This is a genomic window from Streptomyces sp. NRRL F-525, assembly GCF_000716605.1.
GTDB lineage: Bacteria > Actinomycetota > Actinomycetes > Streptomycetales > Streptomycetaceae > Streptomyces.
The window spans coordinates 239,732-261,947 of sequence record NZ_JNXE01000006.1; the positions used below are offsets into that span (position 1 = coordinate 239,732).

Here is a 22,216-nt window from a genome sequence, read left to right on the forward strand (position 1 = left end):
GGAACCTCGCTATCAGGAACAGGCGAAAGGGAGTCTGCAATGGACGAGATAACCCCGCGCTACGGTGCAGCTTCCGATCCTGATTTCAGTCGGGCGCGCAGGAATACGCCGTCCCAGGAGGCGCAGGATTTCGCTGCTGCGGATCTCGACGAACTGGACCGCGGCGTCGTGCACGCGCTGCAGATCCACCCCCGGGCCCCCTGGACCCTGATCGGCGATGTCCTCGGTGTGAATCCGGTGACGGCCGCGCGGCGCTGGCAGCGGCTGGAGGAGGCGGGGCTCGCCTGGGTGACCGCCTACCCGAGGCTGTCGGACTCCCGGATCGTGGTGACGGGCATCGTCGAGGTCGACACCGAACCCGGCGTCGCGGAGGACGTGGCCCGCGCCCTCGCCGCCGAGCACGCGGTGGCCAACGTCAAGATCACGGCCGGCGGCCGCGACGTCGTGACCGCCGTACAGACCAGGGACCTCGACGAACTCGCCCACCTCACCACCCGGCTCTTCCAGCAGACCCCCGGCGTCCGCGCGACCCGCACCCACGTCTCCACCGGCGTCCCCACCGAGGGCAGCCGCTGGCGCCTGCGCAGCCTGGACGCGGCTCAGTGCGCGCGCATCGAGGCGAGCCACGCCTCCGACATCCCGCCCGACCCGGGCACCGGGACCACCACGCCCTGGGACTCCCTGGACGCGCAGATCCTCGAACTCCTCAGCTCCGACGGCCGGATGTCGATCCGCGCCCTGGCGACCGCCACGGGCGTCGGTGTCACCACCGTCCGACGCAGACTCCAGTCGCTGCTGGCCTCCCGCGTGAGCCTGCGCTGCGACCTCGCCCGGCGGCTGTCCGGCTGGCCGCTGGCCGCGGTGTACTTCGCCTCCGTGCCCGCCCAGCACCTGGAGGAGACCAGCCGCGTCCTGTCGGGCATCCGGGAGGTCCGCTCGTGCGCGATCACCGCGGGCCCGCACAACCTCGTCATCGACGTCTGGCTGCGCGCACTGGCCGACGTGCACACCTTCGAGGCGCATCTCTCGCGCCGACTGCCACGCCTGGTGATCGACGACCGCTCGGTGGTCCTGCGCACGGTGAAGCACATGGGCCGCATCCTGGACCGCGACGGCCGCTGCGTCGGCGTCGTCCCGCTGCGCGAACCCCAGGGACCCCACCTCCCCACCGACAGCCTCCTCGCCATACCGGACGACAGGCGCCTGTGGCGATGACATCCCGAACTGCCTTTGCCGTGATGCCTGTTGAGGAGCACTGATGCGGTCCACGTACCTCCCCGGCGCCGGCGGCCACCTCCGCTGGCTCGACCTCCCGGGCGACGGCCCCGCCCACGTGTACCTCCACGGACTGGGCTGCGCGGGCTCGGCCGACTTCACGGGAATCGCGGCTCTCCACGGCGGACGCGCGATCGTCGTCGACCTCCTGGGCCACGGCTTCAGCGACCGCCCGAAGGACTTCCCCGGCACCCTGGAGGCGCACGCCGAGACGGTCGCCGCCGTCCTCGACGACGAGGGCATCAAGGACGCAGTCCTCGTCGGCCACTCGATGGGCGGCGCCATCGCGATCGTCCTCGCCGCGACCCGCCCCGACCTGGTCTCCCGGCTCGTCGTCGCCGAGCCCAACTTGCGCGCGGGCGGCGGACTGTACAGCGCGGCCATCGCGGCCCAGTCCGAGGAGGACTTCGTCGGCCACGGATTCCGCACGGTCCTGTCGACACTGGATGCCGACTACGCGGCCCGCGTCCGCACGGCCGACCCCGCGATCCTCCACCGCAGCGCCGTGAGCCTGGTACGCGGGAAGACTCCGGGCACGGCGGACCTCTTCTACGGCCTTCCCCAGCCGAGGGTGATGCTCATCGGCACCCGCAGCTGCCCCTACGCGGACGAGCCCGCCGTACGACAGGCCGGCATCCCGGTCGTCCTCGTCCCCGGCGCGGGCCACCACATGATGCGCGACAACCCCGAGGGGTTCGTGGCGGCCTTGGCCGAGAGCGGTGCGGGGGCAGGTGCTAGAGGGGAGCGCGGAGGGAGTCGTACCGGGCGAGTCGGGTCGTGATGACCGTCGATGCCTGGGTGAGGGCGGTGAGCAGCCGGGTGATCCTGCTGCCCGCCGTGGGCGCGATGACCGACAGCGCTCCCAGGTAGGCGCCGCCCGCGCCGCGCACGGGCACCGCGACGGCGAGGTAGCCGAGGCGCCGCTCCTCGACCTCGACGGCGTAGCCCTGTTCCCGAACACGCTTGAGTTCACCGGGCAGTTGGGCGGGGCCGAGCGTGTGCGGGGTGCAGCGGACCGCCAGCGGGAGGACGCTCGCCAGCGGGTACTGCTCGGGGAGCAGCGCCAGGGTGAGCTTGCCCGCGGCGGTGCTGTGCAGCTGCAGGCGTCGGCCGTCGGCGGTGGAGCGGGCTTGATTGCGGTGCGTGCCGATGTTCTCGACGCACAGCAGCTCGGAGTCGTGCGGGATCGCCAGGATCACGGCGTTGTCCAGGTTCTGCGCGAGGCTCTCGATCACCGGCCTGGCCGCCTCGCGCAGAGTGCGCTGCTGGGGCGAGCGCAGGCCCATCGTGTAAAGCCGTACGCCCAGGCGGTAGTTGCAGCCGTCCCGCTCCAGGAAGTCGGTGGCCACCAGCTCCTGGCAGAGCCGGTGCACGGTGGCCTTCGCGATGCCGGTGCGCGACCTCAACTCGGCGAGACCCAGCGAGAAGTCGTCGTCGCCGAAGGCCGACAGGATCAGACTCACCTTGCCGAGCACCGAGTTGGGCCGCTCGCCGGACTCCCGGACCGCGCCGGCGGTGGTCATCCCGCCGCCACCCAGTCGAGGATGTGCCGCGAGAACTCCTCGGGAAGCTGTTCCGGTACGGGGACATGTCCGCCGGGAATGACCCGCGTCTCGCAGCCGATCGCCTCGGCGAACTTCTCGAGGCCTGGCATCGAGAAGTGGTCCCCGGACGCGCAGACGGCGAGGGTGCGGGCGGTGACGAGAGGCAGCCGCTGGTCCATCATCGAGCCGCGTACCGCGACGTGCCCTTCCTCGACCCGGTCCAGCACGGTCAGCGCGTCGATCATGAACCGGTTGAGGGCGGCCTCCTCGCCGGGCTGGTAGAACTCCCGCCTGTGGTTCCACAGTTCGAGGAGATGAGAGCCGTCCGGCTGCGGTACGACATGGTCGACTGCCTTGCGCTGACCGGCCGAGCGGCGCTTCTCCTCGTCGATGAAGGGGGTCGCGGAGAGGAACAGACTCGCGACCCGCTTCTGGTGGCGTGCGGCGAGCTCCACCGCGATCACCCCGCCGGTGTGGTGGCCGACGAGATGGAAGCGCTCCAGGCCGAGTTCCTCGATCAACGAGTCGGCCGCGTCGGCCCACCGCTCGATCGTGTGGGGTCCGTCGGGTTTCGCGGAGGCGCCGAAACCCAGGGTGTCCATGGCGATGGCCCGGTGCGTGGCTCCGACGCGGGGGAGCACCTCCAGGTACTCGGTCCAGGAGCGCGGTGTCTGATGGAGCATCAGAACCGGTTCGCCCGTGCCGCATTCGACATAGTGCAGCTGGCCGAACGGGCTGGATACATAGCCTCGGTGCAGTGTGTCCGTCATGAGTGACCCCCTGGTTTGTGGCACGCGGTCAGATGGCCCGGTGTCTGTTCTGTGAGTGCGGGGCGCTCGCTGCGGCAGCGGTCGTCGGCCAGCCAGCAGCGGGAGGAGAAGGGGCAGCCGGTCGGAATGTCGGTCGGCGAGGGCAACTCGCCCTTGAGGACGATCTGTTCGCCCGGCCCGGTGTCGTCGCCGGGTTCGAGGACGGACGAGAGCAGGGCCATGGAGTACGGGTGCTGCGGAGCCTCGAACAACTGCCGCGCCGGGGCGATCTCGACGATCGACCCGAGGTACATCACGGCGACCCGCTGACTGAGGTGGCGGACCACACCGAGGTTGTGCGAGATGAACAAGTAAGCGATGCGGTCCCGCTGTTGGATCTCCTGGAGCAGATTGAGGATCTGCGCCTGGATGGAGACGTCCAGCGCCGACGTCGGCTCGTCGAGGACGATCACCGACGGCTGCGGGGCCAACGCCCGTGCGAGCGCGAGGCGTTGACGCTGGCCGCCGGAGAACTCGTGCGGATAGCGGCCGGCCGCCGCCGCGTCGAGCCCGACCTCCTCCAGGACTTCCGCCAACCGGGCGCGCCGGTCGGTGCGCGGCACCCCGCGTGCACGCAACGGCTCCTCGATGCTCGCGCCCACCGGCAGCCGGGGGTTCAGCGAGCCGTTGGGATCCTGGAACACCATCTGCACCGCACGCCGGAACGCCTTGAGGTCGGCGCTCTTCGGCTGGTGCGTCATGTCCTTGCCCTCGAAGCGCACGGCGCCCCGGGTGGGCCGGTACAGCCTGGTGGCGATCCGGCCGAGCGTGCTCTTGCCGCACCCGGACTCGCCGACCAGGCCGACCGTCTCACCGGGGTTCAGGGCCAGCGAGATGTCGTCCACGGCCCGGACACCGGAACGGCCCGGGCGGCGTCCGAACTCGTGCCCTATACCGGCGAGTTCGAGCAGCGGCACCTGGGTGTCCGCGGCGGTCTTGTCCAGCTGTGCTTCAGTCATCGTCTCCTCCGGCTGCGGTCGGGGCGTCCTCGATGTCACGCCAGCAGCGCGACACCCACCCTTCGCCGACGGGCCGCAACGGCTGGGGCTCGGCGCAGGCGTCGGCGGCCAGCGGGCAGCGCGGTGCGAAGCGGCACCCGGGCAACTTGCGGGCGTCGTCCGTGAGTTGGCCGCGGATCGCGGTGAGCGGGGTGCCGTCGCCCTCCCGCATCCGGGGCACCGCGGCGAGCAGCGCCCGTGTGTACGGATGCCGGGGCGCGTTCAGCACCTGCTCGACCGTGCCGGACTCCACCGCCTGACCGGCGTACATCACCTGCACCCGGCTGCACATGGCGGTGATGACCCCGAGGTCGTGCGAGATGAGCAGCATCCCCATGCTGTGCTCCTCCTGGAGCGAGCGCAGCAGGCGCAGGATCTCGGCCTGCACGGTGACGTCGAGGGCGGTCGTCGGTTCGTCGGCCAGCAGCAGGCGCGGGTTGCCCGCCATCGCGATGGCGATGACGACGCGCTGGCGCATGCCGCCGGACAGTTCGTGCGGGAACTGCTTGGCCCGGCGCTCCGGGGAGGGGATCTCCACCAGGCGCAGCAGGTCGACCGCCCGCTCCTGGGCCTCCTTCCGGCCGGCCTTGCCGTGGATGCGCAGCACCTCGGCGACCTGCGCGCCGACCCGCATGCACGGGTTGAGCGAGGTCATCGGCTCCTGGAAGACCATGGCCACGCGGTCGCCGCGCAGGTTCTCCAACTCTTTCGGCGCGCTGCCCAGCAGATCCGTGCCGCACGCCTCCAGCCGGTCGGCGCGGACGTCGGCGCCGGAGCCCAGCAGCCCCATGGCGGCGAGCGCGACGCTGGACTTGCCGCAGCCGCTCTCGCCGATCAGGCCCACCACCTCGCCCTGTTCGACGCGGAGATCCACACCGGAGACGACGTCCGAGCCGCCGAATCCGATGTGCAGTCCGGAGACGTCGAGGACCGGGCCCGCGCCGCCGGACTCGGTGGCGGCACGGGCGGGCGTCAAGGTGTCGGCTTTCACGCGGACAGCCAGGCGTTCTTGAGGTTGAGCCGGGTCGCCGTGGCGTCCGGCTGGTAGCCGTGCAGCTTGTCGCTCCACGCCTCGCCGCGCACGGCCTTGGCGTACGGCACCAGGAGGTAGGCCTCGTCGGCGATGTACTGGGCGAGCTGGTGGTAGAGCGTGATCCGCTTGGCGTTGTCCTGCTCGGCCTTCGCGGCGGCCATCAGGTCCCACAGGTGCTGGTCCTTGACCTTGGTCGCCGGGCTGCCCTTGGCGAACCACAGGTCCAGGTACTGGCTCGGGTCCGCGTTGAGCACGCTGGTCATCATCACCATGTCGGTGTACTCGCCGGCCAGCACCTTCGGTACGACACTCGCGAACGGCACGAGCTTGAGGTTGAGGGTGATGCCCACCTTGGACAGCTGCGCCTTCATCAGCTCCATGGCGGAGATGTCGGGGCCGTAGGCCGGGTCGCTGGGGGCGAGCAGTTCGATGGTGACCTTGCTCTTGCCCGCCTCCTTGAGCAGGGCTATCGCCTTGCTCTGGTTCTGCGTGTACATCGGGTCGGCGGCCGTGGGCGTAACGCCGTACGGGTCCTGCGGCGGGATGACGTAGCCGAAGGTGGCGGAGCCGCTGCCCAGCGTCTTGATCAGGGTCTTGCGGTCGATGGCGAGGTTGAACGCCTCCCGGACCCGCTTGTCGGCGAACGGTCCGCTGAGGGTGTTCATGTTGAGCCAGACACTGGAGACGATCGGCCCGTTCGCCTCGGTGACACCGGCCGTGGTCTTGACGTCGCTGACCATGCGCAGATCGCGGAAGGACAGCAGCTGCACCGAGTTGGAGCGCAGCGAGGCGACGCGCGAGGTCTCGTCGGGGATGAGCCGGTAGATCACCGTGTCGAGGTACGGCTTCGGCTTGTCCCAGTAGCCCTTGTGGCCGGAGAGCTCGATGGAGATGCCCTTCGACCACTTCTTCAGGGCGAAGGGTCCGGTGCCGTTCTCCGACTGCTTGAGCTGGTTCCCGGTGCGGGACGTCGTCCACTTCTTGCTCATGATGGCGCCGCTCCACGGGCGGGCCAGGAAGTTGTACAGCGACGGCTGCGGGGTGCTGAGCTTGATCTCGATCGTGCTCGCGTCCGGCGCGGTCACCGTCTTGATCTTGTACTGCTGGGTGTACGGCGACTTGATCGCCGGATCCATCAGCCGCTCCAGGCTGAAGATGACGTCGTCGGTGGTGAGCTTGGTTCCGTCGTGGAAGGTGACCCCGTCGCGGAGCGTGAACCGGTAGGTGGTGGCGTCCACCTGCTGGTAGCTCTTGGCCAGCCCGGGCTTGATCTGGCCCTTGCTGTCCAGGCTCAGCAGGCCCTCGTAGAACTGCGCGACGATCTGCTGGTCGAAGTAGGCCTGGGCCACCTGCGGGTCGAAGCCGACCGTGGGCTCCCCGTCGAGCCCGATGGTGAGGGTGCCGCCGCTGACCGGTTTCCCGGAGGTCTTGCTCGCCGTGGTGGCCGTACCGCCGCAGGCCGCCAGCATCAGGCCGGCCAGGGTGCTGCCGCCGAGGGCCAGCGCGTTTCTGCGGGAGAGGGTGTGGTTCGTCATCAGGACCGCCTGTTTCTCAAGAACGTGAGGGTGAAGTGACGTGGTGCGGGAGCCTGTTCAGGGCGTGCGGCGCTTGCCGCGCGGGTTGAGCTGTTCCTGGAGGCCGTCGGAGATGAGGCCGAAGGCCGCGGTGGCGATGGCCAGGGTGATGCCGGGGACGATCACCAGCAGCGGGTCGTCCTTCATGTAGCGCTGGCCCTCGAAGATCATCCGGCCCCAACTGGGCGTCGGCGGCTGGATACCGAGGCCCAGATAGCTCAGGGACGCCTCGACCAGGACGCAGGTCGCGGCCGTGTTGGCGTACTGGACGAGCGCGGAGGACAGCACGTTCGGCAGCACATGGCGGCCGATGATCACCGGGGTCGGTACGCCCGCGATGCGCGCCGCCGACACGAAGTCCCGCTCGCGCACGGTGAGCGCCGGAGCCCGCACGATCCGCGCGAAGTACGGCACGAAGATCAGACCCATGCCCCCGATGAGGACCCACATCCCCGGGCTGAAGACCGACACCAGCACAAGTGCCAGCAGTACGGAGGGAATTGACATCGCGGTGTCCATCGCCGCCATCAGCACCGCGTCCAGCCGCCGGGCGTTGTAGCCCGCGACGAGACCGATCGGGATGCCGATCAGCGCGGCGAGCGTGGTCGCCCCGAAAGCCACCATCAGGGACTGGCGGGCTGCCCCGAAGGTCCGGGTGAACAGGTCGCGGCCGAGGTTGTCGGTGCCCAGCCAGTGACTTCCCGAGGGGCCGGTGAGCAGCGAGTCGCTGACGTCCGTCGTCGAGTAGCGGCCGAAGACACCGATGAGCAGGGACAGCACCACGATCGCGAGGAGGACGCAGACACCCGTGGTCAGGGTCGCGTTCCAGCCGAGGCGGGGCCTCCGTAGTCGGCGCGCCGCGGGCACGGTGACGGCGGGCGCGGTGGATTCAACCGTCACGGCGGGCTCCAGTCGTCCGGATGCGGGGGTCGATGAGGGGGTAGACCAGGTCGGTCACCAGGTTGATCAGCACGTAGGAGGCGCCCAGCGCGAGGATCGCGCCCTGGATCACCGTGAAGTCGTGCTGCGTGATGGAGTTGACGATCAGCGAGCCCAGGCCGGGCAGGGCGAAGACCTGCTCGACGATGACCGTGCCGCCGACCAGCACCCCGAGCTGGAGACCGCCGGCGGTGACCACCGGCACCAGCGCGTTGCGCAGCGCGTGCCGCAGCATCAGCCGCCGGCGCCCCGCGCCCTTCGCCGCCGCCGTCCGCATGAAGTCCTGGCCCTCGACGTCGAGGACGGCGGCCCGCATGTAGCGGCAGAGCGTCGCACCGAACGGGATGCCCAGGGCGATCGCCGGGAGCAGCAGCACCTGGAGGTTGAGAAGCGGGTCCTGGGAGAACGGCACGAACGAGAACAGCGGCCAGGTTGGTGCCAGTGTGCTGACCAGGAGGACCATCACCGTGCCGACCACGAACGGCGGCACGGCGAGCCCCATGAACGCCGCGCTGTTGACCAGCCGGTCCTTGGCGCGCCCCTGGTGCATGGCCGACCAGATGCCCGCCGGGATGCCCCACAGGACCGCGATCACCGCGGCGTAGACGGCGAGTTCGAGGCTCACCGGGAGCCGGGCGGCGACCTGCGCGCCGACGCTCTGCCCGTCCAGGAGGGACGAGCCGAGGTCGCCCCGGACGGCGTGCCCGATCCAGCTCAGGTACTGCGACCACACGGGCTGGTCGAGGCCCAGCTGCTGGGTGATCTGGGCGCGCAGCTGGGGCGTCGAGTTCTCGCCGGCGATCAGGGCCGCCGGATCACCGGGCACCAGATGCGCCAGGGCGAACACGATGGCGCTGAGGCAGAGGACCACCGCGAGCGAGCGGAGCACACGGATCGACAGATAACGCAGCACTGGATCTCTCCCCTTATATCGCGGCGGCCGGCGCCGAGGCCCGGGGCGTCGTACGGGTCGGTTCGGAGGGACGGAGGCGCGCGGCCAGCGCGCCGGGGACGGCATCGGCCGCGTTCGGGTCGATCGCCCGGCCCTCGCGGAACACCGCGCGCAGCCGGCGCCGGTCGGTGAGCACGCCCAGATCGGCGAGCGGGTCACCGTCCACCAGCAGCAGGTCCGCCCACCTGCCGGGGGCGACTGTGCCCGTCCTGGCCCCGAGACCGAGGGCCTCGGCGGCGGCGGAGGTCGCCGCGACCAGGACCTCCGCCGGCGTCATACCGATCTGCTCGTGCAGCAGCACCAGTTCACGGGCGTGATTGCCGAACCGCATCGTGTTGGAGGAGTCGCTGCCCGAGATGATCCGCACCCCGGCCCGATAGGCACGGCGTACGGACATCAGCCGGCGCTCGCGGAGCAGCTCAGCCTTGTCCAACTGCTCGGTGACCAGGCCGCGTTGGCGCCCGTGCTCCGTCATGAACTCGCTGATCGACAGCGTCGGGCACAGGAACGTGCCCTGTTCCAGCATCAGTTCGACGAGATCCTCGTCGAGGTCGGAACCGTGCTCCAGCGTGTCCACCCCGGCGACCAGCGCGGCGGTGATCCCGGCCCGGGTGTGCGCGTGGGCCGCGACCCGCAGGTCCAGGGCGTGCGCCTCGTCGACGATCGCGTCGATCTCGGCGTCCGTGTAGTTGCGCCACGAGGTCTTGTCGCCGACGGAGAGCGTGCCGCCGCTCGTGCAGATCTTGATCAGGTCCACGCCCATGCGGGCGTACTCCCTGACCCGCTTGCGGCACTCGTCCGCGCCGTCGGCCGGCGGCCACATCCGCTTCTCGTCCAGGGTCGCCGGGCAGAACATGTCGCCGTGCCCTGCGGTCATGCCGACCAGCCCCGACGCGACGACCCGCGCCCCGTCGAGGACGTGCTCGTCCATCACGTGCTTGACCGCCACCTCGGGCAGCGAACCGGCCGTGTCCCGGACCGTGGTGAAACCGGACCGCAGCGCCTCACGGGCGTTGGCCGCGGCATGCAGGGTCTGCTCCTCGGTCGACGTCAGCATGTTCCACAGCTGCACGTCCTGGGGCCGGTCGCCCGCGTTGGACCGCAGGTGCACATGGCAGTCGATGAGACCGGGCAGCAGGGTCGTCCCCCGCAGGTCGTACACCGTGTCCGACGGGGTCGTCGGCACGCTGTCCGCGTCGCCCACCTCGGTGATCACGGCGCCGTCGATCACCACGGTCGCGTTCGTCCGTGCGGCACCTCCGGTGCCGTCGATCAACGTCATTCCGGCCAGGACTGTTCGCTCCGTCATAGGACCGTGTTCACTCCTCTCCGTGGGAACTGGTAAGGAGGAGTGTGGGCGGGCGAGGATATGCCGGTGTTGCGGTGCAGCTTTCGCTTGGAATTCCCGCGGGGCGCGCAGGATTGCGCCACCCCTGGAAACGCAGATTTGAGCCACTCACCGGAGATCACAGCGCGTTCACGAAGGCCGTGTCGGCGCCCACCGGTCCCAGCGCGGTCGCCCCGCCGGGGGTGCCCAGCGGTGCCGTACGGCCGGACAGGGGCTCCTCGAAGAAGCGCCGGTTGTCGGCGCGGAACTCCGGGTCGGCGAGCCGGTCGACGGTGATCGCCTGCTCGGGGCAGGCTGTCTCGCAGGCGCCGCAGTCGATGCACTCCACGGGGTTGATGTAGAGCTTGCGCTCGCCCTCGTAGATGCAGTCGACCGGGCACTCCTCCATGCAGGACCGGTCCATGATGTCGACGCAGGCCGATCCGATGACGTAGGCCATGACTAGTTCTCCTTCTCGGTGGAATGGCCGGGGAACAGCGCGGCCTCGGGGTCGATGACGGTGGCCGCGTTGTTCACGGCGGTGGCGGCCTCGCCGAAGCCGACGGAGATCAGCCGCACCTTGCCGGGGTAGTCGGTGATGTCGCCTGCGGCGAACACGCGGGGCAGATTCGTGGCCATCCGCGTGTCTACGGCGATCCGCCGCGCCTGGAGTTCGAGCCCCCAGGTCTGGAGCGGTCCGAGATCGGCGATGAAACCGAGCGCGGCGACGACGGTACGGGCGGGCAGCAGCCGGACGGTCCTCTCGACCCGGTGCCGCACTTCTACCTTCTCGACGCCCAACTCGCCGTGCAGCGCGCTTACTTCGGAGTCGGTGATGATCTCGATGCCGAGCGCGCGCACCTTCTCCACGCTCGCCGCGTGCGCCCGGAAGCGCGCGCTGCGATGGACGAGGGTGACGGACCGGGCGATCGGGGCGAGCAGCGCCGCCCAGTCGAAGGCACTGTCCCCGCCGCCGACCACGACCACGTCATGACCGGCGTGCTCGGCCGGGTCCGGCACGAAGTACACCTGCCCGCGCCCGAGATAACCCTCGCCCGCCGGCAGCGCCCGGGGCGTGAACGTGCCCACCCCGCCCGTGATGACAACTGCCCCCGCCCGCACGGCGGTTCCCGTGTCGGTACGGACGACGGGACGGCCCTCGCGGTCGTGGGCCAGGTCGACCGCCCGCTCTCCAAGGAGATACCGGACGCCGTACGGCGCGGCCTGCGCGACCAGGTTGTCGACGAGGTCGCGTCCCCGCACCGACGGGAATCCGGCGATGTCGAAGATGGGCTTCTCCGGGTACATCGCGCTGATCTGGCCCCCGCACTGCGGCAGGACGTCCAGGACGGTGACGCTCAGTCCGCGGAAGCCGGCGTAGTAGGCGCCGTAGAGGCCGGACGGGCCGGCGCCGATGATCAGGATGTCGGTCTCGATCACCGGTGACTGGACCGGCGCATCTATAGGAACGCTCATGGTTCAGGAGCGTAGGAACGGACTGCTCGGCGCCCAATGGAACCGGTCCGGCTGCCGGGACGGGGGATCAGACGAGGGCGAGTTGGACCGTTCCCGTCACGCACGGAGAGCCGTCGGCCTTGAGGACGGCGACCTCCAGGGACACCCGGGCGCCCTCCACCGCCTGCACGGTCCCGGTCCAGGTGAGGGGTTCATCGGCCACGGCGGTCGTACGGTTGCGCCAACTCACCTTCTCCAGGCGGGAGTTCGGCCCGGCCCACGCCAACGCGTACCGGGTGAGGGTCTCGCCGTGCAGCGTGGACTGGACGACGACGTCCGGGAAGCCCTCAGAGGCCGCGAACCCGGCGTCGTAGTGGATGCGATGGGAGTTCCACGACACGGCGCTGAAGCGGAAGAGCTGGACCGTGCTGTGCGTGTACCGCTGCGGCGGGCAGATGTCACCGGCGACGGGCGGGTTCATGCGGCTCCGGGGGAGTCGAGTGCTTCCATCACGACGATCGTCTCGTCGACGGCGGTCAGTTCGGTGCCGTCCGCCGAGGTGAAGCGGGTGGTGAGGCCGAGCAGCACGAAGGCGCCGGAGCGGCCCTGCTTGCGTTCGGCGGAGGTGACCGCGCGGGAGGCGGTGACACGGCTGCCTGCGAGCGGGGTCCTGAGCAGCCGTACGGTCTGGCCGCCGTGCACCTGGCGGACCGGCAGGCCGGCGGTACACGGTGACTCGCGGGTGGCCAGTCCGTCGGGCCTCAACTCCCGTTCGGGCGGGCCGTCTTCCCAGCTCATCGTGGCCGCGAGGAACAGGGCGGGAGCCTCGACCGGCTCGCCCGTTGCCTCCCGTTTGCGAGCCCGGTCGATGTAGTCGGCGTCGTTCAGCGCGGCGGCGTAGCGGCAGAAGTCCTTGACGGTGACCGTGCCGCAGTCCTCGTCCTCCCACCGGCCGACGAGACTTCGGGCCCGGGTGAGCACCTCGTCCAGGGCGTTCACAGGGCCGACCGCAGCGACCTGCCGATGCCCAGACCCGCGATGCGCAGCGCGCTGGCGTGTGCGGCGGCGTCCACGCGGTAGGTCGGGGCGGTGATCGACAGGGCGCCGGCGAGGGTGTTCTGGCGGCCGAAGACGGGCACGGCCATGCTCATGTAGCCGAGTCTGACCTCCTCCGCCTCGGTCGCGATGCCCTCCTCCCGGATGCGCTCCACCTGACCGCGCAGCCGCCCGGGAGAGGTGATCGTGTGCCGGGTGAACGGTTTCAGCCCGTTTCTGACCACCTCCCCGAACAGCGTGGCGGGGGAGAAGGCCAGGATCGCCTTGCCGGTGGCCGTGCAGTAGAGCGGGAGCCGCCCCGCCACCCGGGACTCCTCGCTCAGGCCCCGGTGCGGCAGGATCTTCTCCAGATAGACGACATCGAGGCCGTCGTGGATCGCGAAGTGGATCGTCTCCTGCGTCGCGAGGAGCAGATCCTCCATGTACGGCTGCGCCACCTCGCGCAGGATCCGCTGCCGGTGCACCCGCTGACCGATCTCGAACAGCCGCAGCCCGAGCCGGTAGTCGCACCCCGCCCGCTCCAGCAGTCCCCAGACGACCAGCTCCTGGCAGAGCCGGTGCACCGTGGCCTTGGCGACCCCCGTACGGCGCACGAGATCCGCGAGGGAGAGCGACTCGTCGTCGACGGTGAACGCCTCCAGGATGGGCCGCACCTTGCCGAGGACGGAGTTCATCGAGTCGGGAGACGCGGACGCGGAGGCCGCGGTGACGGGAGGCGGGGGAGTGTAGGCCGCGGCGCGGGCGATTGGGACGACGGTCATGGCGGGCACCTCACGGTCAACGGTTACGACGGGAATCTCACTGTCGGTGGGCGGGCGACGACTCTGCGAGGAACGCGAGACTCAGGGGGTTGTACAGGGTGGCCTTCTCATGTTGCGGCCAATGTCCGCATTCTGTGAAGATCTCCAGCCGTGCTCCCGGGATCGCGGCCGCGATCGCCTCGGCCTCCGGTACGTCCCCGAGCGGGTTCTTGTTGCCCCACACCACCAGCGTCGGCGCCTTGATCCGCGCCATGCGGTCGGGGCGCAGCAGATTCCGCTCGCGGGCCTCGACCTCCTGGAGGGCCAGCAGGTTGTGCAGGTTCCGCTGGAAGTCGGGGTGGTGGTAGATCTCGTAGCGCACCTGGGTCAGCTCCTCGCCCAGGTCCTCGTCCCACTCGGCCCACAGCAGCGCCAGCCGGTCGCGGGTGTATGAGATCTCCGGCTCCATGGCGGCGGCGCGTGTCGAGGTCTTCAGCCGTTCCATCACCGCCGGGTTGATCTTCGTGCCGCCCATGCACAGGAGTTGGAGGGAGGAGACCCGGTCCGGGTACTCGCTCGCCGCCCAGGATCCGACCCAGCCGCCCAGCGACTCGCCGACCAGGTGGGCGCGTTCGGCACCCACGGCATCGAGGTAGGCCATCAAGTGGTCCACGTACGCCGGGATTTCACCGGGACGGTCGGGCTTGCCGGTGTAGCCGTGGCCGAGCATGTCGATGGCGTGGCAGCGGTAGCCGGCCTCGGCGTGCGCCGGGATGTTGCGGACGAACGCCTCCAGGTGACCGGTCGTGCCGTGCAGGAACACGACGTGCTCGCCGTCCTCGGGGCCGGCCTGGAGGGCGCGGGTGGTGACATCGCCGGTCTCGACGTACGCGTGGCGGTAGTCGATGCCCGAGAGTTCGGTCCAGATGCTCATGACTTCCTTACTGCCTTTCGGCGGGGGCCTGTTGGGGGTCGAGGACGGCTACGCCCATCCCGGTGAGCCACTCGGGCATCGGTTCGTACGCCAGCCGGCGGCCGGGCACGTGGTCGAGCACGGCCGACATCAGCAGCCAAGTGCGCAGCTCCTGTGCCCCGTTGCCGGCGACCTTCTCCAACTCCTCGGTGCTGTACGCCGTGAGCCGACGGATCTCGCCCTGCTCCACGAGGGACAGGAACTCGTCGTCGAATTCCGGGTTGAGTGCGGCCTCGGCGGCGCGGATGATCTCGCGGCGCCGGACGTCGTAGTCCTGCCAGTTCTCCCGGCCGTTCAGCCAGGCGCCGACCATGAACTCCTCGTCGTCGCCGTGCGGTTCACGCCAGTCCGGCCAGGGCAGCCGATGTGAGAGCCCGCCCGAGCCGACCACCGCGACACGACGGTCGCCGGGGAAGGCGAGGACGGCGTCCCGGATCGCGCGGCCCAGCTCCTCGCAGCGGGTGAGGGTGGGCAGGGGCGGGGCGAAGACGTTCACGACGATCGGCACGATCTCCACGTCCAGGCCCTCGAAGAGGTACTGGATGGCGTGCGACTGGCCGTGGTCGATCTGGAGCCTGGCCGAGAACGCGGGGTCGAAACCGCCGCTCTCCACAAGGGAGTTGGCGATGTGCCGGGCCAGTGGGACGTCCACCGGCTGCGCGCCCTTCGGGGTGCCCGACTCGCCGCTGGCGACGCACTCGCCGACCCCGATCGTGAAGCTCGGGATCAGGTCCAGCCAGAAGCCCCGGAAGTGGTTGGAGCCGACCAGGATCACCGTGTCGGGACGGGCCGCGAGCAGTGCCTCCCGGGCCTGTGCGAGCGCGTCGCGAAACCGCTCCGCCCGGTCCTTGTGGAAGGTCTCCTCCCAGTGGGTGTTCATCAGCGTGCTGTGCGAGGCGCCCACGCCCAGGACGATCTCGGTCATGCTGCTGTCCCTTCGACCTCGGCGCGGGAGCGCGTGACGGTGTCGACCGCCGTGCGGATCAGATGGCGCGTGAGCTTCTCCATCGCCCGGACGGAGACGGTGTTCATGCCCCGCGCGAAGTCGATGTCGAACAGCGAGTCCGTGACCTTCGGCATGCCGACCCGCACGGTCGGGATGCCGCGTCCGCGCAGGATGTTGGCGTCGGTGGCACCGCTGTTGCCCCGGATCACCTCGTGTTCGCGCCCCTCGGACGCGGCCCAACTGGCCGTCGCGCTACGGCAGATCCAGCTGTCGGGGTCGGTGCGGGTACCGGGGATGGACAGGACCATGTCGGCGGAGACGTCGATGCCCGGGTTCTTCTCGCAGAGGGTGTCGATCGCTGCGAGGAACTCCCGCTTGGCCTGCATCGGGGTCGTCTCCGGAGCGATACGCAGGTCCACCATGAGGGTGCAGGACGCCGGTGTCACCGCCGCCATCCGGGGCCAACCGCCCTGTATCGAGGAGACGATGCCCTGCGGCGCGACCGTGCCGCTCGTGTGCCGGTCGGCGTACTCGACGAACCACTCCTCCAGGTGCCGGGCGACCTCGCCGGCGCGGGCGACGGCGTTGTCGTAGGGGAGGCGGTGGCGGGAGCCGACGTAGGTGTGCGTGCCGTGGACCGTGACCTCGAACCAGACCAGGCCGACCTCGTCCCAGGAGACCGTCCAGCCGGGCTTGGCGATGAGGGCGTAGTCGGTCCGGACGCCCTGTTCCAGGAGGAACGAACAGCCCGCGCCCTGGCCGGTGTTGAGGCGGGTGGAGCCGGGGCGGGCGTTGGTGGGCATGCCGCCCGCGCCGAACGCCGCGACCAGGTCGCCGGTGAGGGGGACGCCGGCCAGGGCGATCGCCTCGGCGGCCATCATCACGCAGGCCGCGTGGCCCTTCGGGTTGGAGGCGCCGAGGCCGACGACGAGGTCGTCGTGGACCGTGGCCCGCGGACGCATGTCGTCCCGCAACTCCGGCCCGATCCACGGGAGATCCTCGCTCTCCTCGCCCACCGTCAGGGTGTCGATGGGCGCGTAGAGCATGAGGTCGGGGCCGGTGCCGTCGCCGGAGAGCCGGGCCCAGGCGTTGGCCTGCCGGGCGTCCAGCGGCTGGACCTGGCCACGGCAGCTGGCGGCCGTGAGGGTCGCGGCGATGTGCTCGGCGAGGGGGCGCTCGTCGCCGGTGGGGCTCGGGATGTCGACGAGCCCGGTGATCAGCTCACGCAGCCGGTCGCCGGTGACCTGCCGCCAGGCGTCCTCGACCCAGCCGCGTCGTTTGGCGTCGAGACCGGCCAACTCGTCTGCGGGGCTCATTGGTTGATCCTGTGGACCTGGGTCATGGTCGTGCGCTCGAAGCGCTTCTTGGCGAGCGGGAGCCCGAGGGCGATACCGGCTCCGATCAGCAGAGTGAGCAGGGTGCGGCCCATGGTCATGCCTTCTTCTCGTCGGAAACGGCGCCGGTGTCGGTACCGGCGAGCTTCTTGCCGTACTCCTCCTCGCTGAGGTTCCGCCAGGCGGTCAGCGAGATGTCGGGGCGGTAGAGCTTCTCCGGGGGCGCGTCGGTGATGTCGACCATCCAAGCGTCCTGGCCGGAGAACTGGCCGTGGAACAACCACCGGATCGCACCGAGGTACTTGGCGTAGAAACGCAGGGTGTCCCAGCCCTCGGTGAAGTTGACCATCACGCCGACATAGCGGTGGTTGTCCTCGTCGACGGGGACGTAGAACTCGTAGTGGATGAAGTTCGGGTACGCGATGCGCAGCACGCCGGGCATCGACAGGGACGCGAAGCCGGGGAACTCCTGGGCCTCGATCGTCGGGTTGACCTTGTCCGGCTTGCCCGTGTTGCCGATGTTGAAGGTCTCCTTCGGCGGCCGGGTCTTCCACCAGCGTTTGTTGGTCCAGCGGCCGACGCCGGGGAAGTCCGCCTCCCAGTAGACCTCGTCCTGGACGCGGTAGATCCAGCGGCCCTTGGGGACGACGCGGGTGATGTTCCAGGTCGGCATCGGCTTGAACAGGCGCCAAAGTGCCGTGCGGTGCAGGTACTTGGCGTGTCCCTCGTCGAAGCCGTTCTCGCAGGCGAAGCGCCAGTTGCCGCTGCGCGGGTCGATCCGGCCGCCCATCACGAAGGCGTTCTCGACGAGTTCCTCGGGCAACTGCGAGTCGATGGAGTGCGGTTCCTCGTCGGCGAGCGGGATGTACACCCACACCATGCCGAGGCGCTCCTCGACCGGGTATGTCCGCACCGAGACCTTGCCGGTGAGGCGGCAGCCGGGGCCGTCGGTGATGACCGCGGCGAGCTTGCCGGTGGGCAGGTCGAAGGTCCAGCCGTGGTACGGGCAGCTGATCGTGCCCGGGAACTGCTGGTCGCCCTCGGAGAGCGGGACGCCGCGGTGCGGGCAGCGGTTGTGCAGCGCGTAGGCTGTGCCGCCGTCGCGGATCAGCGTGATCTTCTCGCCGCAGATCGTGAACGGGAGCGGATCGGCCGTGATCTGGCTGGACCACGTGACCGGGTACCAGTAGCCGCGGAAGCCCGCGCCCGCCGCGTCGTAGTGCGGCCACGACTTCCAGTCCTGGCGGCCGGGCTCACCCGTTGGTCTGCGGCGGCTCCGGACCGGTGGCTGGGTGTCGGGAGAGTCGTCGACCGTCATCGTGCGCGTCCTCCTGCTGCCGGGATGCCTGTCCGGCGAGCATGCGACGGACCGCCGGATCCGCCCAAGGGACCCGTCCCGCTGAGCAGACCGTACCCAGGGGTGGCGGCGGAAGTGTGACACTTTCGGCACTTCTGTCACACTTCTGCGCGGACAGGGTCGGGGACCAGGGCTCACCTGCGCGTCCCGGTCAGCGGACCCTCGTCGATGCGCGGGCGACACCCCACGTTCTACGGTGCGCCAGATCCCGTGCCGCCCCCCCACCGACCAGCCGAAGCCGGCGGTCTCCCATCGACCTCTGAGGTACTCATGGAGACACGGTCCACGACACGCCACCCCCTCGCAGGCCCCACCGTCCTCGCCGTCGCACTCCTCACGCTCACCGCGTGCGGCGCGGGCACCACCGACTCGGCCGCGGGCTCCGGCTCCGGCAAGAACGCCGCGGGCCCCACCATCCGCATCGGCGTCGGCATCGACGCCTCGTACGCGCCCTTCTTCCTCGCCGACGCGAAAGGCCTCTGGGCCAAGCACGGAGTGAACGTCCAGCTGGTCCAGTTCGGGCAGGGCAGCGAGGGCGTCAACAACCTCGTCGTCGGCCAGGTCCAGATGTCCGGCAACTCCGACACCACCACGATCAGCATGCTGCCCCAAGACCCGGACCTGCGCTCCCTGTTGGTCTACGAGCAGTCCGGCAAGTACCTCAAGGTCGTCCTCGGCCCAAAGGTCAAGTCCCCTTCGCAGATACGGAAGATGGCCGTGGCGCCCGGGCTGTCCGAGCTCGCGGCCACCCGGTTCCTGGAGTCGAAGAACATCGACCCGAAGTCGGTCAAGTTCGTCACCGCGGACCCGCCCGAGATACCGGCCCTGATGCAGAAGGGCGACGTCGACGCGTACGTCCTGTGGGAACCCTGGCCCACCAAGGGCGTCGCGCAGGGCGGGCACATCCTGGAGAACACCGGTGCGTACGGCCTGAGTTACTCCCAGTGGCTGCTCACCAGCGCGGCCTGGCTCAAGGCCAACCCGGACACCGCCACCAAGGTCGCCGAGACCCTTCAGGAGGCGGCCCGGCTCACCGAGAGCGACCCGAAGGCCGCTGCCGAGGCGACCGAGAAGGCCGTGAAGGTCCCGGCCGCCCAGACCCTGACCGCCATCAAGGAAATCGACTTCGGGACCCGCGACTTCACCGACACGGACCTCAAGGGATACGCGGACACGGCCAAGTTCTTCGTCGACACCGGCAAGGTCAAGGCCCAGCCGGACGTCACGACGGCCGTCCAACGCGGTTGGTTCACCCAGCACTTGAAGGGAACGTCATGACGGAGGTCGTCGACACCGCCCTGCCCAAGGTCCGTGGCGCCGCTCTGTGCGCGGACGGCGTCGGCATCCGCTTCGACTCCTTCCAGGCCGTCCGGGACATCTCCCTCGACATAGCCGCCGGTGAGTTCCTGTGCCTGCTCGGCCCGAGCGGCTGCGGCAAGTCCACGCTGCTGTCGGCGATGGCCGGCTTCGTGACCGTGGACGAGGGCAGCCTCAGCGTCGGCGGAGCCCGGATCACCGGCCCCGACCCGGAGTTGGGCATGGTCTTCCAGAGCAGCGAGGCCCTCTTCGACTGGATGACGGTCCGTCAGAACGTGGCGTTCGGCCCGCGCATGCGAGGCGCCTCACGCGCCGAACAGACGAAACTGGCCGACGAATACCTCGGCCTGGTCGGTCTACGACACTGCGCGGACCGCTTCCCGGGCCAGCTCAGCGGCGGTATGCGCCAACGCGTGCAGATCGCCCGGGTGTTGGCGAACGAACCCGGCGTGGTCCTGATGGACGAACCCTTCGGCGCACTCGACGCGCAGACCCGTCAGGTCATGCAGGAGGAGACCGACCGCATCTGGCGCGCGTCCGGCTGCACCGTCGTCTTCGTCACCCACGACATCGACGAGGCGATCCTGCTGGCCGACCGCATCGCCGTCATGACCGCGGGCCCGGCGGCCTCCGTGAAGTCCGTCTACCCCGTCGACCTCCCCAGGCCGCGCGACGAGGATGACCCGGCCGCCGTCGAACTCCGCCGCCAACTCCGCGCGGACATCGGCGAAGAGGTCCGCAAGTCCCTGCGCGACCAGGGGCTCGACGCCCCGTCACCCGACACCGAGGAGGACGCCCGATGACCGTCGCGACGGCCACCGCCCCCGGAAGCGCGGAGACCAGGAAACACCCGGCCCGGGCGACCGCGGGCCGCCTGCGCGCACTCGGCATGTACACCCTGTCCGTCCTCGTCGGCCTCGCCGTCTGGCAACTGCTGGCGATGGCCTACGGCTCCTCGCTGGTCGCCTCCCCGAGCGAAACCCTCAGCGCGGCACGGCAGTTGGCGTCGGACGGCACGCTCACCAACTCGATCATCGCCTCCAGCCGCCGCATCCTGATCGGCTGGGGACTCGGCGTCCTCGTCGGCGCACCGGTGGGCCTGCTCGTCGGACAGGTCCCGGTCGTACGCCAACTCCTCGAGCCCTACATCGAGTTCTTCCGCTTCATCCCGCCGGTCGCCTTCGTGACCCTGGCGGTGGTGTGGCTCGGCATCGGTGAGTCGTCGAAGGTCGTCCTGATCTTCTACACGGCCGTCTTCATCGTCACGGTCAACACCAGCGCCGGTGTCATGGCGGTGAGCGAGTCCAAGCTGCGCGCGGCCCGGAACCTGGGCGCCAACCGCCGCCAGATCCTCCAGAGCATCGTGCTGCCCTCGACCGTGCCGCACATCGTCACCGGCGCCCGCCTCGCCATGGGCAACAGCTTCCTGACCATCGTCTCCGCCGAGATCGTCGCCTCCCAGGTCGGACTCGGCTCGCTGATCTGGACCTCCCGCAACTACGGCCGGATCGACTGGGTCTTCGTCGGGATCATCACCCTGGGAATCCTCGGGTTCGTCTTCGACCGCGTCCTGCGGATCGTCGCGTCCCGCGTTCTGCGTCGATACGGAGTGAAGTTGTGACGACCGCCAAGTCCCGCGCTCTGGTCCTGGAGAGCTTCGGCGCACTGCCCCGCCTGGTGGAGCGCCCGGTGCCGGAGCCCCGCCCCGGCCACACCCTCGTACGGATGCGGGCGGCCCAGGTCGGTCACCTCGATCTGAACGTCGTGGACGGCAAGTTCGGTATCCTCCCCGACCTGCCGGCCGTACCGGGCACCACGGGATGCGGGGTCGTCCTCGCCTCGGACACCCACCCCGAGGGCACCCTGGTCCGGCTCGGCGGCAAGGCCCTCGGCCTGCGCCGCGACGGCTGCTGGGCGGAGCACGCCCTGGTGCCGGACGCCGCCGTGGAGGCCGTAGAGGAGGGCACGGACCCTGCGCTGGCGTGCAGTTGGTTCTCGCCGGTGGGTACGGCGTGGGCGGCGGTGCACGCCGTCGCGCAAGTCCAGCCGGGGGAGCGGGTGTTGGTGACCGGCGCGGCGGGCGCGGTCGGAGCGATGACGGTGCAGGTCGCCGCGCGGGCCGGGGCCGAGGTGATCGGGGTCGTCGGACGCCCGGCCAAGCTCGCCCACGTCCCGGCCCCCGCGAAGTCCGTCCTGGCCTCCGACCTGTCCGCCGAATCCGTGGGCGGCCCGGTCGACGTGGTCGTCGACACGGTAGGCGGCCCGGTCCTGCGCGACGCGCTCCCGCTAGTCCGCCCGCGCGGCCGGGTCGCGCTTGTCGGCTACACCGCCGGACGCGAACTCACCGTAGACCTCGCGGACTTCTTGCTCGCTGACGTGTCCCTGCTGCCGGTGAACCTGATGACGCGGGGCAAGGAGGTCGCGGCCGATGCGGAGGGGCTGTTGGCGGAACTGCGGTCCGGGGAGCTGACGTTGGAGATCGAGAGGCATGGCATCGACGCGTTCGCCGAGGCTGCAGAGCGGCTGCGAAGCGGGGAGGCGGTGGGGAAGGTGGTGCTGGAACTGGTGTGACATGCCGGACGAACGC

General features: G+C 70.1%; 24 protein-coding genes. 6 read left to right on the forward strand and 18 right to left on the reverse strand.

Annotated elements, in window-relative coordinates; translation table 11 throughout:
* The first annotated feature begins 39 nt into the window (after window positions 1–39).
* The gene (locus OO69_RS11875) at window positions 40–1,215 is read left to right on the forward strand and encodes an Lrp/AsnC family transcriptional regulator (RefSeq protein WP_033280471.1); all 1,176 of its coding nucleotides are present in this window, start codon (window positions 40–42) and stop codon (window positions 1,213–1,215) included.
* A gap of 43 nt (window positions 1,216–1,258) precedes the next feature.
* Window positions 1,259–2,056, forward strand: a complete 798-nt coding sequence (locus OO69_RS11880) for an alpha/beta fold hydrolase (protein ID WP_033280472.1) — start codon at window positions 1,259–1,261, stop codon at window positions 2,054–2,056.
* Here OO69_RS11880 and OO69_RS11885 read toward each other — a convergent pair.
* From OO69_RS11885 to OO69_RS11965, 18 genes are all read right to left on the reverse strand, one after another.
* Entirely contained in the window at window positions 2,010–2,798 is a 789-nt protein-coding gene (locus OO69_RS11885; RefSeq protein WP_033280473.1) for an IclR family transcriptional regulator, read from the reverse strand. The two genes, OO69_RS11880 and OO69_RS11885, sit on opposite strands and share 47 nt — an antisense overlap.
* Window positions 2,795–3,589 carry an alpha/beta fold hydrolase gene (locus OO69_RS11890; protein ID WP_033280474.1) on the reverse strand — a complete coding sequence of 265 codons (795 nt, stop codon included), beginning with the start codon at window positions 3,587–3,589 and terminating at the stop codon, window positions 2,795–2,797. The genes OO69_RS11885 and OO69_RS11890 overlap by 4 nt, the downstream gene beginning before the upstream one ends.
* The gene (locus OO69_RS11895; RefSeq protein WP_033280475.1) at window positions 3,586–4,587 is read right to left on the reverse strand and encodes an ABC transporter ATP-binding protein; all 1,002 of its coding nucleotides are present in this window, start codon (window positions 4,585–4,587) and stop codon (window positions 3,586–3,588) included. Before OO69_RS11895 ends, OO69_RS11890 begins: the two co-directional genes overlap by 4 nt.
* Window positions 4,580–5,617 (reverse strand): ABC transporter ATP-binding protein, encoded by a 1,038-nt coding sequence (locus OO69_RS11900; protein ID WP_033280476.1) that lies wholly within the window; start codon window positions 5,615–5,617, stop codon window positions 4,580–4,582. The genes OO69_RS11895 and OO69_RS11900 overlap by 8 nt, the downstream gene beginning before the upstream one ends.
* On the reverse strand, window positions 5,614–7,194 hold the full coding sequence (locus OO69_RS11905; protein WP_033280477.1) for an ABC transporter substrate-binding protein: 1,581 nt from the start codon (window positions 7,192–7,194) through the stop codon (window positions 5,614–5,616). The genes OO69_RS11900 and OO69_RS11905 overlap by 4 nt, the downstream gene beginning before the upstream one ends.
* A 57-nt stretch (window positions 7,195–7,251) precedes the next feature.
* Window positions 7,252–8,133, reverse strand: a complete 882-nt coding sequence (locus tag OO69_RS11910) for an ABC transporter permease (protein WP_033280478.1) — start codon at window positions 8,131–8,133, stop codon at window positions 7,252–7,254.
* Window positions 8,123–9,085, reverse strand: a complete 963-nt coding sequence (locus OO69_RS11915) for an ABC transporter permease (RefSeq protein ID WP_033280479.1) — start codon at window positions 9,083–9,085, stop codon at window positions 8,123–8,125. Before OO69_RS11915 ends, OO69_RS11910 begins: the two co-directional genes overlap by 11 nt.
* Before the next feature lie 13 nt (window positions 9,086–9,098).
* Window positions 9,099–10,433: a metal-dependent hydrolase family protein gene (locus OO69_RS11920; protein WP_234444412.1), complete on the reverse strand. Its 1,335-nt coding sequence runs from the start codon at window positions 10,431–10,433 to the stop codon at window positions 9,099–9,101.
* A gap of 157 nt (window positions 10,434–10,590) precedes the next feature.
* Window positions 10,591–10,911, reverse strand: coding sequence for a ferredoxin (gene fdxA, locus OO69_RS11925; protein WP_033280481.1), 321 nt, complete (start codon window positions 10,909–10,911; stop codon window positions 10,591–10,593).
* 2 nt (window positions 10,912–10,913) lie between these two features.
* Window positions 10,914–11,927 carry an NAD(P)/FAD-dependent oxidoreductase gene (locus OO69_RS11930; protein ID WP_033280482.1) on the reverse strand — a complete coding sequence of 338 codons (1,014 nt, stop codon included), beginning with the start codon at window positions 11,925–11,927 and terminating at the stop codon, window positions 10,914–10,916.
* Between the two features lie 67 nt (window positions 11,928–11,994).
* Window positions 11,995–12,387 (reverse strand): MaoC/PaaZ C-terminal domain-containing protein, encoded by a 393-nt coding sequence (locus tag OO69_RS11935; protein ID WP_051800934.1) that lies wholly within the window; start codon window positions 12,385–12,387, stop codon window positions 11,995–11,997.
* Complete coding sequence (locus OO69_RS11940; RefSeq protein WP_033280483.1) at window positions 12,384–12,905, reverse strand: FAS1-like dehydratase domain-containing protein; 522 nt, start codon at window positions 12,903–12,905, stop codon at window positions 12,384–12,386. Before OO69_RS11940 ends, OO69_RS11935 begins: the two co-directional genes overlap by 4 nt.
* On the reverse strand, window positions 12,902–13,723 hold the full coding sequence (locus OO69_RS11945) for an IclR family transcriptional regulator (protein WP_033280484.1): 822 nt from the start codon (window positions 13,721–13,723) through the stop codon (window positions 12,902–12,904). The genes OO69_RS11940 and OO69_RS11945 overlap by 4 nt, the downstream gene beginning before the upstream one ends.
* A gap of 37 nt (window positions 13,724–13,760) precedes the next feature.
* Complete coding sequence (locus OO69_RS11950) at window positions 13,761–14,636, reverse strand: alpha/beta fold hydrolase (protein WP_033280485.1); 876 nt, start codon at window positions 14,634–14,636, stop codon at window positions 13,761–13,763.
* A gap of 7 nt (window positions 14,637–14,643) precedes the next feature.
* Window positions 14,644–15,600: a catechol 1,2-dioxygenase gene (locus OO69_RS11955; RefSeq protein WP_033280486.1), complete on the reverse strand. Its 957-nt coding sequence runs from the start codon at window positions 15,598–15,600 to the stop codon at window positions 14,644–14,646.
* Window positions 15,597–16,937: a M20 family metallopeptidase gene (locus OO69_RS11960; RefSeq protein WP_033280487.1), complete on the reverse strand. Its 1,341-nt coding sequence runs from the start codon at window positions 16,935–16,937 to the stop codon at window positions 15,597–15,599. Before OO69_RS11960 ends, OO69_RS11955 begins: the two co-directional genes overlap by 4 nt.
* Complete coding sequence (locus OO69_RS53515; RefSeq protein ID WP_019056058.1) at window positions 16,934–17,056, reverse strand: hypothetical protein; 123 nt, start codon at window positions 17,054–17,056, stop codon at window positions 16,934–16,936. Before OO69_RS53515 ends, OO69_RS11960 begins: the two co-directional genes overlap by 4 nt.
* The gene (locus OO69_RS11965) at window positions 17,053–18,273 is read right to left on the reverse strand and encodes a Rieske 2Fe-2S domain-containing protein (RefSeq protein WP_033280488.1); all 1,221 of its coding nucleotides are present in this window, start codon (window positions 18,271–18,273) and stop codon (window positions 17,053–17,055) included. Before OO69_RS11965 ends, OO69_RS53515 begins: the two co-directional genes overlap by 4 nt.
* A gap of 309 nt (window positions 18,274–18,582) precedes the next feature.
* On the opposite strand from OO69_RS11965, the gene OO69_RS11970 reads away from it, so the two are divergent.
* From OO69_RS11970 to OO69_RS11985, 4 genes are read left to right on the forward strand one after another with little or no spacing between them, the layout of a single operon-like run.
* Entirely contained in the window at window positions 18,583–19,590 is a 1,008-nt protein-coding gene (locus OO69_RS11970) for an ABC transporter substrate-binding protein (RefSeq protein ID WP_033280489.1), read from the forward strand.
* Window positions 19,587–20,432, forward strand: a complete 846-nt coding sequence (locus tag OO69_RS11975; RefSeq protein WP_199810927.1) for an ABC transporter ATP-binding protein — start codon at window positions 19,587–19,589, stop codon at window positions 20,430–20,432. Before OO69_RS11970 ends, OO69_RS11975 begins: the two co-directional genes overlap by 4 nt.
* Window positions 20,429–21,250, forward strand: coding sequence for an ABC transporter permease (locus OO69_RS11980; RefSeq protein WP_033280490.1), 822 nt, complete (start codon window positions 20,429–20,431; stop codon window positions 21,248–21,250). Before OO69_RS11975 ends, OO69_RS11980 begins: the two co-directional genes overlap by 4 nt.
* On the forward strand, window positions 21,247–22,200 hold the full coding sequence (locus tag OO69_RS11985) for a quinone oxidoreductase family protein (protein ID WP_051800935.1): 954 nt from the start codon (window positions 21,247–21,249) through the stop codon (window positions 22,198–22,200). Before OO69_RS11980 ends, OO69_RS11985 begins: the two co-directional genes overlap by 4 nt.
* The last annotated feature ends 16 nt before the right edge of the window (window positions 22,201–22,216 follow it).